The 16,684-nt window shown below is 47.2% G+C and carries 10 protein-coding genes and 2 pseudogenes; 8 read left to right on the top strand and 4 right to left on the bottom strand.

Features of this window, described 5'->3' with window-relative positions:
- Positions 1–9 precede the first annotated feature (9 nt).
- The 5 genes and pseudogenes from GKD17_RS09290 (at position 10) to GKD17_RS09270 (ending at position 7,588) form a co-directional block, all read left to right on the top strand.
- Complete coding sequence (locus GKD17_RS09290) at positions 10–987, top strand: DUF362 domain-containing protein (RefSeq protein WP_007838591.1); 978 nt, start codon at positions 10–12, stop codon at positions 985–987.
- Between the two features lie 92 nt (positions 988–1,079).
- Positions 1,080–1,601, top strand: a pseudogene (gene tatC, locus GKD17_RS09285) (twin-arginine translocase subunit TatC); the annotation flags it as partial.
- Positions 1,579–3,906: a hybrid sensor histidine kinase/response regulator gene (locus tag GKD17_RS09280; protein WP_050764907.1), complete on the top strand. Its 2,328-nt coding sequence runs from the start codon at positions 1,579–1,581 to the stop codon at positions 3,904–3,906. The pseudogene tatC and the gene GKD17_RS09280, both read left to right, overlap by 23 nt.
- Positions 3,875–5,185: pseudogene (locus tag GKD17_RS09275) on the top strand (sigma-54-dependent transcriptional regulator). Before GKD17_RS09280 ends, GKD17_RS09275 begins: the two are co-directional and overlap by 32 nt.
- 345 nt (positions 5,186–5,530) lie before the next feature.
- A complete protein-coding gene (locus GKD17_RS09270; protein ID WP_007838578.1) occupies positions 5,531–7,588 on the top strand; it encodes a HelD family protein in 2,058 nt (685 codons plus the stop codon).
- A gap of 358 nt (positions 7,589–7,946) precedes the next feature.
- Here GKD17_RS09270 and GKD17_RS09260 read toward each other — a convergent pair whose 3' ends face one another.
- Complete coding sequence (locus tag GKD17_RS09260) at positions 7,947–8,825, bottom strand: hypothetical protein (RefSeq protein ID WP_007838576.1); 879 nt, start codon at positions 8,823–8,825, stop codon at positions 7,947–7,949.
- 246 nt (positions 8,826–9,071) lie between these two features.
- On the opposite strand from GKD17_RS09260, the gene GKD17_RS09255 reads away from it, so the two are divergent.
- The 3 genes from GKD17_RS09255 to GKD17_RS09245 are packed head-to-tail and all read left to right on the top strand — an operon-like array spanning position 9,072 to position 12,356.
- Entirely contained in the window at positions 9,072–10,430 is a 1,359-nt protein-coding gene (locus tag GKD17_RS09255) for a DUF5690 family protein (RefSeq protein ID WP_007838575.1), read from the top strand.
- Between the two features lie 42 nt (positions 10,431–10,472).
- Complete coding sequence (gene phnX, locus GKD17_RS09250; protein ID WP_007838574.1) at positions 10,473–11,261, top strand: phosphonoacetaldehyde hydrolase; 789 nt, start codon at positions 10,473–10,475, stop codon at positions 11,259–11,261.
- A 6-nt stretch (positions 11,262–11,267) separates the two neighbouring features.
- Positions 11,268–12,356 (top strand): 2-aminoethylphosphonate--pyruvate transaminase, encoded by a 1,089-nt coding sequence (locus GKD17_RS09245; RefSeq protein ID WP_007844090.1) that lies wholly within the window; start codon positions 11,268–11,270, stop codon positions 12,354–12,356.
- A 67-nt stretch (positions 12,357–12,423) separates the two neighbouring features.
- Here the strand turns inward: GKD17_RS09245 and GKD17_RS09240 are convergent, their stop codons facing one another.
- The 3 genes from GKD17_RS09240 to GKD17_RS09230 form a co-directional block, all read right to left on the bottom strand.
- The gene (locus GKD17_RS09240) at positions 12,424–13,575 is read right to left on the bottom strand and encodes an OprO/OprP family phosphate-selective porin (RefSeq protein WP_007838572.1); all 1,152 of its coding nucleotides are present in this window, start codon (positions 13,573–13,575) and stop codon (positions 12,424–12,426) included.
- Positions 13,576–13,717: 142 nt separating this feature from the next.
- Positions 13,718–15,079, bottom strand: a complete 1,362-nt coding sequence (locus GKD17_RS09235) for a vWA domain-containing protein (protein WP_032936568.1) — start codon at positions 15,077–15,079, stop codon at positions 13,718–13,720.
- Positions 15,003–16,625 carry an AAA family ATPase gene (locus tag GKD17_RS09230; protein ID WP_007838568.1) on the bottom strand — a complete coding sequence of 541 codons (1,623 nt, stop codon included), beginning with the start codon at positions 16,623–16,625 and terminating at the stop codon, positions 15,003–15,005. The genes GKD17_RS09235 and GKD17_RS09230 overlap by 77 nt, the downstream gene beginning before the upstream one ends.
- Between the last annotated feature and the right edge of the window lie 59 nt (positions 16,626–16,684).

The raw sequence follows: 16,684 nt of genomic DNA, 5'->3' as shown, positions 1-16,684 counted from the left end.
TTTTTTAACATGAACAGATTTTTTGCAACCGTATTGGCATCCGCAATGATACTTACGTGTACAGGATGTGCCAATGCACAAAAGAAAAACGGACAGGAAGAAAACGCTTCGCTGCCCAAAGTGTACTACATCAAGGAAATCTCATCCGAGAATCTGGTGAAGATTTACGAGGTGCTCGGACGGAAAGCCGAAGGCAAGGTGGCCGTGAAGCTATCCACCGGCGAGCCGGGCAACAATAACTACCTCAATCCGAATCTCATCAAAGCGTTGGTGCAAAAAGTGAACGGCACGATAGTGGAATGCAACACTGCCTACGGCGGAGGACGTGACAACACGGAAAATCACCTGAAGGCAGCCGCCGACCACGGTTTCACCGCCATCGCCCCGGTGGACATCATGGATGCGGAAGGAGAGACGGCACTTCCGGTAGAAGGCGGCAAACACCTGAAAGAGGATTATGTAGGGAAAAATTTCCTGAACTATGACTTCGTGATGGTACTTTCCCATTTCAAGGGACATCCGATGGCGGGATTCGGAGGAGCGTTGAAGAACATTTCCATCGGCATCGCCTCGTCTGCCGGAAAGGCATATATCCATTCCGCCGGAAAGACCAAAGATGTGGTGGAAGTGTGGAAAGACGTGCCGCATCAGGACATTTTCCAGGAATCGATGGCCGAAGCCTCGAAAGCCGTCATCGACCATACAGGCGACCGCATCTTATATATCAACGTGGCCAACAACCTTTCGGTGGACTGTGACTGCGTGGCTACTCCCGAAGACCCTAAGATGGGCGACATCGGCATCCTCGCCTCGCTCGACCCAGTTGCACTGGACCGTGCCTGCATCGACATGGTACGTGCCTCGGAAGACCACGGCAAAATCCATCTGATAGAACGCATCGACTCACGCAACGGGATGCACAATCTGGAATATGCCGAGCAGTTGGGATTGGGAAGCCAAAAATATGAATTGATAACATTGGATTGAAGCTAAAATCATGGAAACAACTATATAACTCTATTTTCATATAGTAACGCGGAAATCTATTGAGTATCCTCGCTATCATCCATATGTAAATAGCGTTATGCACCAGAGTACTGTGCGCTTCGCCCTATATCCTCTACCAGTTGTTTCGGCTCGTTTCTCTGGCATTATATAATAATGAACGGCGGTATGTCATGCGGATGGTCGGAGGCGGCTATGCGATGTTCGGATTGGGGGTGCTGGTCAGCTACTTTCTGATTTTTCCGCTGACATTCCGCTTCCTGGGAACCTATCAGGAGAGGGGCGAGGTGGATAATCTCATCACGCTCGATTCGTATATCTCGACGCTGGCGACGATGTGTCTGGCAATGGGCCTCGTCTTCGAGATACCGATTTTCGCGTGGCTGTTCGCCAAGTTGGGATTTCTTTCGGCAGATTTCATGCGCCGCTATCGGAAACATGCCATCGTGATTATCCTTGTGGTCGCTGCCATTATTACACCGACATCGGACGTGTTCACGCTTTCGCTTGTCGCGTTGCCTATGTGGATACTGTATGAAGTGAGCATATGGATTGTAAAAAATTCAAAGGTTGATGAGAATGTTATTGCAGCATAAGATATTTGTAGGTTATTTCTTTTCAGTGGCGATCATCGGGATTATGGTCGCCATTCTGTTTTATGAACAGAGCCGTATAAAAGAGATTGCGGCAAACTCTGTTGAAATAAACGACATTCGTCAAAATGTAACCGTCGCCCACCGTGAGATTACGGAACTCGCCACCTTGGGTGAGAGCGTCATAGGCTGGGACGAGGAGGATAGCCGTGCCTACCGCACCCAACGGCTCCGCCTCGACAGCCTACTGCTCACGCTCCGTCGGGAGTGCGTCCGTTTCGTGCGCCCCGAACAGGTCGATACGCTGCGAATGCTGCTGGCGGCCAAAGAGACGCACCTGCTGCGCATCATGCAGAGCGTCCGCCAGCGGGAGGAGATGGACAGCCTGATCGCCCACAGGCTGCCGACCGCTGTCGCCAGCGCCGTCAAGCCCCGCATAGAGGTACGGCGCAAAAAAGGCATCGCGGGCTTCTTCGGCAAGAAAGACACGATACGGGTATATCCGCCGTCGAACAACCTGCACGCTCTGAACAGCCAGATAAATACTTTGCGGGATACGCCGACCTTTGATTTCAACAATCCGGTGGACAGCCTGCGTCGGCAAAACAGACAGTTGAACCGCGAACTGTCGGCGCTTATCTCCCTGCTGGACGGGCAGGCACAGATGGCTTTCGACTTCCGGGAAAAACGAATAGCCGACATGAGGCAGATCTCTTTCCGCATACTCTCCTGCGTGCTGGGCGTAGCGATTCTGCTGCTTGCCCTCTCGTATATCATCATCCAACGGGACATCCGGCGTCGGGAGGCCGGAGAGCGCAAGTTGAAAGAGATTATCGGGCAGAACCGCGACCTGCTGGATATGCGCAAGAAAATCATCCTGACGATTTCCCACGACATACGCGCCCCGTTGAGCATCATCAACGGTAGCGCGGAGCTGGCGATGGACACGCGCGACCGCAAGAGACGCAACAGCCATCTGGCCAATATCGGCATATTGTGCAAGCATATCCTGCACCTGCTGAACAACCTCTTGGACGTGTACCGTCTCAACGAGGCGAAGGAGACCCGCAACGACACCCCTTTCCGGCTTTCCGACCTGCTGGAACGCATCGCGGCGGGATTCACCCGTGCTGCCAACGACAAAGGGCTTCTTTTTCAGTGCGATTTCGGGGGCACGGACGTTACGGTCTGCGGCGACAGCGACCGCATCGAGCAGATCGCGGACAACCTGCTCTCGAACGCCGTCAAGTTCACCGGGGCGGGAAGCGTCGGCTTCACCGCCCGTTATAAGGACGGTACGCTCCTGCTGACCGTCGAAGACACGGGTATCGGCATGAGCGAAGAAACGGCGGCACGCATCTTCGACCCGTTCGAGCGTTCGGCTCCCGACACGAACGCCGAAGGTTTCGGCTTGGGGTTGTCGATCACGAAAGGGCTGGTCGGGCTGCTGGACGGGGAAATTACCGTCGCCAGCGAGGTCGGCAAGGGCAGCACGTTCCGCGTGTCGCTCCCCCTGCCGCTGACGGACGAGACGGTGGAGAGCGAGGTGCGGGTTTCCAATCCCGCCGCACGTCTTCCGCAGCGTGTCCTCGCCATCGACGACGACCCGTTGCAGCTCGAAATCGTCAGGGAGATGCTCGAACGCAACGGTGTCTCCTGCACGACCTGCGGGAATACCCGTGCGCTGGTCGGGGAGATGCGCAAAGCGGACTACGACCTGCTCCTGTCGGATATACAGATGGCCGGAACGAACGGTTTCGAGCTGCTGGAACTGCTGCGCAACTCCAATATAGGCAATTCGCGCACGATTCCGGTCGTCGCCATGACCGCACGGGGCGACAAGGAACGGGAGGCTTTCGCCTCCGCCGGATTCGCCGCCTGCATCTACAAGCCGTTCTCGATGCACGAACTGCTCGACCTTATCGCCTCCGTGGTGAGCGGTACGAAACCGGAAGAGGTATCTGCGGATTTTGCCTCTCTCACGGCTGGGGTAAGGGATAAAAAGAAACTGCTTCGGACGTTCATCGAAGCCTCCCGCAAGGACATCGAACAGCTCCGCAAGGCGGGCAACGACCGTGAAGGATTGCGAGAGATTATCCACCGTATGCTGCCGATGTGGGAGCTGTTGCAAACGGACGACCTGCTGCACGCCTACCGGGATGTGCTGCATGACGACAAGGAGGACGACGGGGAGGTCGGGGAATATACGCGGCGGGTCATAGAGCATACCGCCCTGCTGATCGCGGAAGCGGAAAACGAAATGAAAAGACTGACGAATGAAACGGAAGATATTGATAGTCGAAGATAACGTCGGCCTGTCGCAGATGCAGAAAGACTGGCTGCTGCAAGCCGGGTACGAGGTAACGACGGCCATCGACGAGCCTGCGGCACGGCGACTGCTCCGCAGGACGGCTTTCGATTTGATCCTCTCGGACGTGCGGCTGCCCGAAGGGGACGGCATCTCCCTCTTGGAATGGACGCGCGAGGAGAGGATGACGACCCCGTATATCGTCATGACGGAGTACGCAACGGTGTCCGATGCGGTACGTGCCATCCGTTCGGGCGCGAAAGACTACCTGCCCAAGCCCGTACACAAGGAGCGGCTGCTGGAAATGGCCGACGAGATACTGCGCCCGCTTTCGACCGTGCAGCGGGAGGAGAAGGTGCTGTTCCGACGCCGCAGCGCACAAGCCCGCCACGTGGAACGGCTCGCCGCGCTGGTCGCGCCGTCGGATATGTCGGTCTTGATTCTCGGTGCGAACGGGACGGGCAAGGAATCCGTCGCCCGCAACATCCATCGGTCGAGCGAACGGCGGAACATGCCGTTCGTGGCCGTAAACTGCGGCGTGCTGCCCAAAGAACTCGCCCCGTCCCTCTTTTTCGGCCATGTCAAGGGAGCGTTCACGGGAGCCGACGCGAGCAGGGAGGGATACTTCGGCATGGCCGAGGGCGGCACGCTGTTTCTGGACGAAATCGGTACGATGCCCTATGAAATACAGGCCATGCTGCTGCGGGTATTGCAGGAAAACACCTACCTGCCCGTCGGCGGCAGACGGGAGTGGAAAACGGACGTGCGGATCGTCGCAGCCACGAATGAGGATTTGCAGAAAGCCATCAAAAATGGCCGTTTTCGGGAGGACTTGTATCACCGATTGAACGAGTTTGAAATCCGGCTGCCGCTCCTTTCGGAGTGCCCCGACGACATCCTGCCGCTCGCGGAGTTCTTTCGGGAGCGCTACTCGAAAGAGTTGCGGCGCGAAACATGCGGGTTCACGGAGAAAGCCGCCGAACAGTTGCTCGCCTACGCATGACCGGGCAACGTGCGGGAGTTGCAGAACAAGGTCAAACGGGCGGTGCTGCTGGCCGAAGGCGGCATCGTCCGTGTAGAGGACATGGGACTGGAAGCTCTCGAACCGACAAGCGACGCGGATCATTCGCTGGCCATCCGGGATGAGGCGGGCGAGAAACGCCGTATCGTCGAAGCCCTGAAACGGTGTGGCGGCAACCGCACGGAGGCGGCAAAACTGCTGCGCATCGACCGCGCTACCCTCTACCGTAAAATGAGAAAATACGGACTAAATGAATAATTAACGTTTGCTTGTTTTGTAGATTCCAAGAAAATCTCTACATTTGCATAGAGTTGTTCGACGAGATGCAAAGCGCAGCAGTTCAGCGCAGTTACACGGTCGCCAAATCGTTACCGACAACTTTCTTAATCTCCACTCCGCGCTGTCGTTCAGACAGATAGGTAAAAGTTTCTTATCCTCCACAAAGAAAAGACCAGCTTTCATTCCTGCAATATTCATATTGGAGTTATCCAAACAACCGGACAAAGAACAAATTTACATCCACATTTCTCCATACAAAGAGAATAACATTAAGCATATTTGTGTAATTTCGCCCAGCAATAAAACGACAAACAAATACGCGCTATGATATTTAACCAGACTGAAAAGGAAGAGAAAGCCTATCTCATGGATATTATTGCTTTACTAGCTGCCAATATCGAACAGATGGATAAGGCCATTGAAGATAAATCCAAAGACGTAATGGAGCACAAACTCTACTTGTGGGAAAATCTGTCCGAACTGGACCGCGCCGAGAAAAGTGCGGTCCGGCAGATAGTCACCCAACAAGTAGCAGCCAGTGAGTCCTTGGTCGAGAAAAAGAAACGTTATCGCAAAATGATGGCCATTCCCTATTTCGGGCGCATCGACTTTCAAGAAAAAGGGCAACCCGAAGTCCTGCCATTATATATAGGTATCCACTCATTTTTCAATCCTCCCACCAATGAAAATCTGATACACGACTGGCGTGCCCCCATCTCCAGCATGTTCTATGATTATGAATTAGGAGAAGCACATTTCGACGCCCCCTCGGGAGAAGTGAAAGGTAACATCCGTCTGAAACGCCAGTATCGCATCCGTGACGGAAAAATGGAATTCATGCTGGAAAGTTCACTGAATATTCAAGATGACATCCTTCAGAAAGAATTGAGTGGAAACTCCGATGACCGGATGAAGAATATAGTCGCCACCATCCAACGGGAACAGAATAAAATTATCCGTAATGATACATCGAACACCCTGATTATTCAGGGAGTAGCCGGTTCAGGAAAAACATCCATCGCCTTGCACCGTGTAGCCTATCTGCTATATCGGCACAAAGGGGAAATCACGTCCAATGATATCCTGATCATTTCCCCCAATAAAGTATTTGCCGATTACATCTCGAACGTACTTCCCGAATTGGGAGAAGAAAAAATTGAAGAATGCGGCTTTGAGGAATTAATGCTCAAAATACTGGATAACAAGTATAAAATACAAACCTTCTTTGAACAGGTGGCCGAAATACTGGACAAAGAGGAAGAAAATTTTATAGAACGTATCCGATTCAAATCCACCACCGAGTTTATCCAGCAGATGGATAAATACATTCTATATTTAGAACAAAACGCATTTCGGCCAACCGACCTGAAAGCAGGACGTATCCCTATCCCTGCCGAGTACCTGAAAGAACGTTTCGCGGCATGGCACCGCCTGCCCATGCGCAGCCGTTTCCAACCAATGGCAGAAGAAATTGCCCGCGAACTGACTTTCACCTATCACCAAGAGCCGATGGGAAAAATACAGATACGGCAGTTGGGTAATGAACTGAAAAAGATGTTCAACAATAAAGACCTTGACTTGTACAAGGGATTTTATGACTGGCTGGGAAAACCGGAAATGTTCAAACAGGGTAAAAACCGGAAATTGGAATATGCGGATGTAGCCCCATTACTTTATTTGAAACTGGCCCTGGAAGATAATAAAACCATGTATGGCATCAAGCATCTGCTGGTAGACGAAATGCAGGACTATACTCCGATACAATACAAAGTTCTGGCTAAATTATTCCCTTGCCGGAAAACAATATTGGGAGATGCAAAGCAATCAGTAAATCCATACAGTTCCACCACCTGCGAACAGATCCAACGTGTATTAGTCGGCTCGGAAGTGATGAAGCTTTGTAAAAGTTATCGCTCCACGTATGAAATCACAGAGTTTGCCCAACGCATTGCCAAGAACGAGGAACTGGAAGCTATAGAGCGTCATGGAGAGGAACCGGCAGTCGCCTTGCTTCCCACAGAAAAGAAAGAGATAGAATGGATAGAAAACCTCATCACCTCTTTCCTGAAAGGAGCTGATGTATCCATGGGTATAATATGCAAAACCGTAAAACAAGCGGACAAGTTGTATGCAGCCATCAATCATTTGTCTGATAAGATCTGTTTGCTGACAGAAGAAAGTGTAGCTTTTGTCAATGGGGTGGTCATTACTACAGCCCACATGGCAAAGGGACTGGAATTTGACGAAGTGATTGTTCCATTTGTAACTGATAAAGACTATAGAACAGAAATAGACCGCAGCATGTTATATGTAGCCTGTACTCGTGCTATGCATAAACTTTATATTTCCGCATCGGGTAATATAAGTACATTTCTATCATAAGCATTGTCAAAACATCATCCATTGCAGGAATGGAATGAAATCCATCCCTACAGTGGACGAGCAAGTCTGCAAAAGGGTATTCCTCCATAAGGAACGCGTAGCTTTGTAATCTGATTCATCCTTAAAAGATCTTATCCATATCTCTAAACCTTTCCTGCCGTATGGTTAAAGGTTTTCTTCCTGTTTGTTTTATCTCCGCAAGTCTTTGGAGTTAACTCCATAGCCTTGGGAGTTAACTCCAAAGCTTATGGAGATAGAATACATCCGTATAAAAAGGCTTAATCAGGGAAGAGAAGAGGTTTATGCAGCAGGACTGGATGCAATATGTTGTTATTACAAGCCGCTTCCAATGTACGAATCATAAAGACAAAATCTTTTTTTCCCTTTCCAAATCATTTTCATTCAATTGGGGAGACGGAACCATGCAGGTACGGATACAATCTCCCTCCTGACAAGTATAGCCATAATACTTCTTTTGTAATTCTGTCAACTTATCAAGTGGAACCAGCTCCCCTTTCAGTTCCAAGAATTCCTCCATGTCTGTACTATCCCCTTGCTTTACAAACAAGATACGACGCGCTATCGGATTCCTGTTGTAATCCAGACTAAGATACAAACCTTTAAGGAACGGCGGAAAATCATACATCGGCAATTGCAGATAAATACTGAACAAAGCCATTTGCGGTGACTCACGCTCATTAAAGAAAATATACCCGTTCTGATGATTATTGAATAACCCCACTCCCCGATGAGTTGTATTATAGGCACTCATGTGAGTCACCTTCACATACGTATTATCTTCGGAAGCCTCTATCAGATAGGGTTCCACTTTAAGGCATTGGCACGAAGAAGAAAGACTATAGCTCAGATAACTTCCGCTATAATTATAAACTTCCTGCACGGAACGTTGCATCTCGGCAGTCATCATCTCCATAAAAGGATTGGTCTTTGCCTCACCATTGGCAGGTTCCAAACTGAAAAGCAACTCTTTGGTACTTGCCAAATTGCCCAACAGACGTTTTTTTGACACATTATTGACCTGCGCCAAAGCCAAATCTAATGAATCTTCTTCAGAATGTCCTTGTTTCAATGAGGTTACATAAGTGGGCAGAACGCTGGAATAAAGAGCAGACAAGACACTGGGAGCCATATCTACATAATCTGCTATCTCCTTCATTTTCAAACCATTGTTACGGAGATATTCTATTCTTCGGTATATTTCTATCAAATCATTCATTGTTCTCTTCTTCTTTATTGAATTTGCAAAATACAAGTTTTTATATGAACATACAATGACATATACATTACATTAATGTTACATCATACAACAGGTGGAATATGAAAAATATTAATCATAAAGATTCATTTTTTCTCTCTCGAAAGGCTCCTACTTTTGCTTCCGGAAACAGCAATCCAAGGATACGAGGAATGAGGTTTCTACAAAGAAAAGAAGCAAAACAATTAGTCAATATCAATTATTATAATGGAAGCAAAAAGCGAAACAAACAAACAGATATCCAGTTTCCTGTTTATTCTGTGGGCAGGAGGGGCGGCACTACTGTCATACTCACTGGTGTATGCCCTGCGCAAACCTTTTACAGCTGCCACCTTTGACGGAATGGATTTCTTCGGGATGGATTATAAAGTAGCCACTACCATCATGCAGATTTTCGGCTACCTTATTTCAAAGTTCTTTGCCATCAAGATTGTTTCAGAATTGAAACGCGAAAACCGGTTGAAATTCATGATATTCTCCGTGGCCCTTGCAGAACTCGCTTTAGTCTTCTTCGGATTACTCCCCCAACCCTTTAATGTGTTTGCCCTATTCTTCAACGGACTGGCATTAGGATGCATGTGGGGAGTCATCTTCAGTTTCATAGAAGGACGCAAAGTTACCGATATATTGGCCAGCTTGCTGGGGGTAAGTATGGCGGTGAGCTCAGGAATGGCTAAATCTATGGGATTGTTTGTAGTCAATACATTTGGTGTCACAGAATTCTGGATGCCCGCCCTGATAGGTGGTTTAGCCTTCCCGCTCCTTATCCTCATGGGGTGGTCGCTCAACAAGTTGCCACAACCCACAGATGAAGACCGCGCTCTCCGTTCGGAACGCGTCACTTTGAACGGAGAGCAACGCAGACAACTGTTCAAAAGTTATATGCCCTTGCTGATCATGCTGTTCTTCGCCAATCTGTTTATCACTATTTTACGTGATATAAAAGAAGATTTTCTGGTCAATATCATTGATGTCAGCACTATTTCTTCTTGGTTGTTCGCACAAGTGGACGGTATGGTGACGCTGATTATTTTGGGAATCTTTGCCATGATGTCGTTAATAAACAGCAACTACAGAGTATTGCAGGTGCTTCTGGCTATGGTTATTGGTGGAGCGGGCACTATCAGCTATCTGGCTTTTAATTATGATGCATTGCAACTGCCTACCCTTTACTGGCTGTTCCTCCAAAGTCTGAGCCTGTACATCGTTTATCTTAGTTTCCAAACTCTGTTCTTCGAGCGCTTCATTGCCTGCTTCAAGATTAAAGGAAATGTGGGATTCTTCATTGCCACCATCGACTTTATCGGATATACAGGAACTGTCTGTGTACTGCTGTTCAAGGAATTTTGCAGCCCGGATATCAATTGGATGGAGTTTTATAATCAGTTCTCAGGATGGGTAGGCATTGTGTGCAGCATTGCATTCATCGGTTCAGCCATCTATCTGATGCAACGGTATAAATTGGAAAAACAGCTGAGAAAAGAAGAAAAAAATAAAAAGATCATCGTTTCACCGATGGCGTTAACCAACTTAAAGGAAACAGCAGAAAACATCTGTAACCCATAACATAAAAATAAAAGTATAACTAAATAAACAACAAACAAGAAGATGAAGAAAATTGAGTGTATTATTATGGACTGGGCCGGAACGGCTGTAGACTATGGATGCTTCGCTCCGGTAGCCGCTTTCCTGAAAGCTTTTGCTGAGAAAGGACTGACAGTGACAATGGAAGAAGCACGAGGCCCCATGGGTATGACCAAAATAGACCATATCCGTGAATTATTCAAGTTACCAAGTGTGACGGAGCAATTCAAACAAAACTATAACCGCAACTGGACTGAGGAAGATGTGGTATCCATATACAAAGAATTCGAGAAACACTTGTTCGCCTCCCTGGAAGAATATACGACTCCTATTCCCGGTGTAATCGAAGTAATCGAGAAACTGAAAAGGGACGGTATCAAGATAGGTTCCACCACCGGATATACTACTGCCATGATGGACATTGTGCTGCCCGGTGCCGCCGCCCATGGCTATACCACAGACAACTGTGTGACTTCCAACAACCTTCCGGCAGGACGTCCGCAACCCTACATGATTTACCAGAACATGATTGATCTGGCCATACCTTCCGTTCAAAGCGTAATAAAATATGGTGATACGATAGCCGATATCAAAGAAGGTGTGAATGCCGGTGTATGGACTGTCGGTGTGATTCTGGGCAGCAACGAAATGGGACTCACCCAAGAGGAAACCGGAAAACTGCCTGCAGAAGAATTGAACAGACGCATGGCAGCAGTCAGAAAACGTATGTATATGGCAGGTGCGCATTATGTAGTAAACACCATTGCCGAACTTCCCGAAATTATTGAAATTATTAACCATAAAATGAATTAAATGATTATGAGACCATACTTACTTTTAACCCCCGGCCCTTTAACCACTTCTGAAAGCGTAAAAACAGCCATGATGACCGACTGGTGCACATGGGATGAAGACTACAATGTTCACATCGTAGAGGAAATACGTAAAGGATTAGTACAACTGGCTACACGAAAAACAGATGACTACACCAGCATCCTGATGCAGGGAAGCGGTACTTATTGTGTAGAGGCGACCTTAGGAAGTGTGATTACGCCCAAACACAAATTATTGATTCTGAGCAACGGTGCATACGGAGACCGCATGGGAAACATTGCAGAATATCATGGAATGAACTATGATATGCTAGCCTTTGATGAAACAGAACAAGTATCTGTGGAGTATGTGGATGATTATCTGGCACACAATGCAGAAATCACTCATGTGGCAGTGGTACATTGCGAAACTACAACCGGTATCCTGAACCCGTTAAAGGAAATAGCCCACATGGTAAAGATGCATGGTAAAAAACTGATAGTGGATGCAATGAGCAGCTTTGGCGGCGTACCATTGGATGTAGAGGAATTAGGTATCGACTTTATGATCAGTAGTGCCAACAAATGTATTCAGGGAGTTCCCGGCTTTGGTTTCATCATTGCACGTAAATCCGAATTACAATATTGTAAAGGAGTATCAAAGAGTCTTTCTTTGGACATCTACGACCAATGGGATGCGATGGAGAAAGGACATGGAAAATGGCGCTTCACCTCTCCTACACATGTAGTGCGTGCCTTTAAACAAGCCATGGACGAACTGGCAGCCGAAGGCGGTGTGGAAGCCCGGCATGCACGCTACTGCCGTAATCATGATGTGCTGGTAGAAGGTATGCGATCATTGGGATTCAAGACCTTACTGAAAGATGAAGTCCAATCCCCTATCATCACTTCCTTCCTTTATCCTGACAAGGAGTTCGATTTCAAGGAATTCTATCATCAATTGAAAGAAAAAGGATTCGTTATCTATCCGGGAAAGATTTCTCAAGCAGATACTTTCCGCATCGGAAACATCGGTGATGTGTTCCCCGAAGATTTCAGCAGATTGATTGAAGCTATCAAGACCGTCGCAAAATAAAAAATAAATATAGCTTTATGACTCGGGCGCAATGATTGCGCCCGAATTTGTTTTTACCCTTCTTCCATTACAAGATCATTTGGAACCGGAGCTGCAAGACACTGAAATTCTTATCACTAATCTCCTTTATATGCTTTCCCGGCATCACCCAGCTATAAGCCAGCTTCATCCCTATATGCTTATTCATGTAATAATTCATGCCCAATGAAAAATCCTTTTGAGCCCCTCCCCATACACCGGCTTCCTCATTATTCATATCAAGCATATTAAACCTTCCACACAGCTCCAATGCCCGCCCCACAGGTCTGCCCGGACAAGCCAATGCTTCATCATACCCATATTGCCTGCCTGTCAACAACCAGGAGCATTGCACATATCCGCCATGTCCTGTATAATTTGTGAAATTCTGTTCACGCTTCACCATAGTTCGTATATACTCCCCTTGCAAAAAGAACCTCTGATGAGCGATCATTAATTCCAACCCTTGTTTCAACTGGTACTTTGCATGATCTACCTTGGCGTAAATAAGATTCCGGTTATCAATAGTGCTCACCCCCGGAGATTTATAAATAAACGTATTCTCGTCTTCATCTCCCGGCAACGCGCTATCCGGAGTACGATACACCACCGCTGCACCTATGTGTAACAATTTTCCCTCTTCGTTTACAGGGCGATATACCAAACGACCGTCTATGGCATACCCTTGTGAAACATTTTTCACATTACCCAGGTCACTGTCTGTAAAGAAACCGCCGGAAGCATAATAATGTTTTCCATTGTAGGTATAGGAGGTTCCCATCCTCCTGCTATTGGTCAAAGCCAGCACGATTCCCGGCGACTGATGAAAACGAAGGTCGTACGTACTACATAACATGTCCAATGTAAAAGGTTCATAGAATTGTCCCACCTGAATAATATGCTTGCCCGAAGTATAAGCAGCAAAGGCATCCTTTATGGAAACTTTATTCCCTACATAACCTACCTCCATCTTCATACTCCAGTTCTGATAGGTCGCTTTCACCCCCAACCGCAAGTCATTAAACTCCGTACCGTTACCAAACAGGTTGTCATTCTTTAAATAAACGCCACCATCCATAAGCATACGTCCGGTCAGTTTACATTTCAAATCCCCGGCAACCGGGTGTTGCGCACGGGTAACTAAAGCAGCAGAGGGGAATAACAGGCACATCAATGCTTTAACATAAGTCATTCTTTTCATTTTCTTCTTCTATTTTTACTTTATAGCAAAAATAAAAGGAATGACCTATACTAAAAATGAATAACCATTAATTTGATTATGAAGTTATTAGGTCCACACAAGCAGCAATATTCATTTCATATTTATGTAACAGGAATGTAACTTACATTTCCCAATAACGTTCACAAAGATTCAAATATTCCATTTCAGGCTTGTTGCCAAACACCAATCCGAAGAAAGAAGTCTTCCTCCGCTTAATCACTTTTACCTGTTCCATTAAATCACGGGATAAAGGCGGCATCTCGAAATCTGAGATCAATACGATATCCGATTCACGGAAGTCATTTCCGTTGATGATATGCGCAGCTTCCCGAAGAGCCGGCTCTATATCCGTTCCACCGTCAAAACGTTTATTCAGAAACTCCGCCAACTTGGGCATATCCCGCCCCAAATCTTCAATCAATAACGACACAGCCTCATCCGAGAAATTGATGACATAACATTTCCGATGGGTTTTCTCCGTCAGTTGCGCTATAGCCAGAATAGCCGATTTGGACAAGATCTCTCTGTCTCCCTGCATGGAGCCGGAAGTATCTACACAGATGATATAAGGTCCTTGTCCCGAAACCTTATGCTTGTCATCCTTTACCTGTTCCGTTACCTTGGACTGGTAATCGAACAGTTGCAATCTCTTTTCGGCATATCGTTCCATAAATACGGCACGCAGCGCATCATCAGCCAGATAACAATACTCGATGGGCAACAAACTATTCAGGTCATTTCCCAAAGTCACCCCTGTGATATCACTATGCGGAGAGTGTCTGATCAGCCTCTTTTTATCTACCCCCGACAAAGAATCGTATTTTTGTTGGTCCCGATGCTTCTTGCCCAGCAAACGCGCCAATTGTTGGATAGCCGGATTGCGCTTCATCACTGTTTCATACGGAAGTATCCTCCGGTACAAATCAGGATAATTATGAAGCAGCCACTCCATGCGCGAGCCCAACAGTTTGTTACCCGATTCCTTTCCTTGTTTCCGGATCAACAAATCAAAACCTTCACATAAACTGTTTATATGCATGTACTGATAGTCATACTCTTTGCGGGTAAGCAACTGATGCCATTTATCCAAAAAAAACTCCTTGGTCCGGGTTCCCTCTCCTTTCCATAAAGAAGCATTCTCCAACAGGCTGATATAATAGTCAATATTCAGTTCCGCCAGTTCATACCTCTTTTTGAAAGCACCGCGCATCTGCTTCAAATATTGCAAAAATGCCATATCCGGCAGATGTTCCGAAGAGTAGAAAGCCTCCCACTCCGGAGTGTAGCGGGAATAATATTCCTGCAAAGAAGGTATGGTACGCCGATAGTACATCAACACTTTCTCTTCCAGTTCACGTTGACGCACCACCCCGTTGCTTACATCCTCCTCGTATGCTTTGAATGTCCTATCTTTCAGTTCCTGAGAATAGATTATCTTCAGATCTCTCAACCTTATATTCCTGGTTCTCTTTTCGGTACGCATCTGCCATTTCGTTCAAATCATTCTTATATCGGTCTATGGTATTCTTCTGGTGGCGAAGCATCCTCCGCATGGAAGCCCGCTGCTTTTCGCTGAGAAATAAATGCTTCTCATAATATTCCGTTTCCGCATCCAGCAGCCCGGACCAATCCTTCTCCACTCTGTCCAACGCTTCGGCCACCGATTTATATTTGGTTCCGAAATCCTCCTGCTCGGGTTCGGGTGGCGGTGGAGGACAATCCTCATAGCACATCAAGTGATATTCATAATTATTGATATAAATGGAACGAAGCCCTTTTTTCAGCGTATATATTTTATTACGCGGAACTTTGGCATGGAGTATGGAATCATATTTCTTCAGAATACAGCAGTTGGCCTTATATTTATCCTTATGCAAATAAAATAATTTACCGGTCTGATCCAGATGTTGATAGTCGGCTGCAAAAATAAGGAGGCGCTCTTTCATCCGGACGCCCTCTACCTGGTAATAGTAAGTATCAATGACCTGTATGCCCGGATCGTTCACTTCACGCAAACTGTGTTCGGACGATTGTCGGTCTTTCAGTTCTTCAATGTCCTGTTCCAGCCCTTTTATATTCAGCAGATAGCCTTCGGCACTTTTCTGAATGGCAGCGTTCACCATCTCCTCTGCCGCCTCCATCTGATCCATCTCACTCCAAAGGCAATAGGACAGCAATGTACAATCCGAAAGGCGGATAGTGTCCGATCCATTCAGGAAAGCGGAAGCTTTCAGCAGCTTCACCATTTTCTTCCACCGACGGTCCGACACATACAGAGGAGACGACACACCCCCCTCATTTTGTATCTGGAGGTTATATTGCTCTATCCGGTCCTTCAAGGCATGAATCACTTCGAAAATAGAGTAATGGATTTTAATGGCAGCCATCTCCTTTTCCCACCGGATGTATTCCTCATCGGTGATCTGCAGTTGCTCGTCCACCACCGGTTCCGTTTCATCCGTAGAGGAAATCATCCGGTCAAATTCTCCCATATCCTCAATGCCTCCCACCAGACAGCGAATCAGGAAACGATCCCACAAGGCCTCCAGTCCTTGTCCTTGGGCGGGCAGTTCATTGGAAGCGGCAATCAGTCCCTTCAGTGGAACATGAATGGAGAACTGTCCGTTACGGTATATTTTTTCATTGATAATGGTGAGCAATGCATTCTGAATGGCCGGTCCAGCTTTCCATATCTCGTCCAGGAAAGCAATGGTGGCAGAAGGCAGATAGCCATCGACAATACGCTCATACGTATCTTCGTCTTTCAGTTTGGAAATGGAGACAGGGCCGAATATTTCGTCCGGCGTACTGAATCGTGACATCAGATATTCAAATGCGGAAGCGTTGCGGAATGCCAGTTTCAGCCGGCGTCCTACCATACTTTTTGCTACTCCCGGAGGGCCTAAAAGGAAAATACTTTCTCCTGCCACAGCCGAAAGCAGAGCAAGAGCGACAATATGTTCTTTCTCAAAAACCCTTTCATTCAGTTGTTGTAACAGAGATGCTATACGAGGTTTCAATGTATTCATAAAAATTATCGACTAATGATGATCAACTAGTGGCGTATTAACCACCAATCACTCCTTGT

The sequence above is a fragment of the Phocaeicola dorei genome (assembly GCF_013009555.1).
Classification (GTDB): domain Bacteria; phylum Bacteroidota; class Bacteroidia; order Bacteroidales; family Bacteroidaceae; genus Phocaeicola; species Phocaeicola dorei.
The sequence above is the reverse complement of the archived record's forward strand: the minus strand, read 5'-3'. Positions and strand labels throughout refer to the sequence as shown.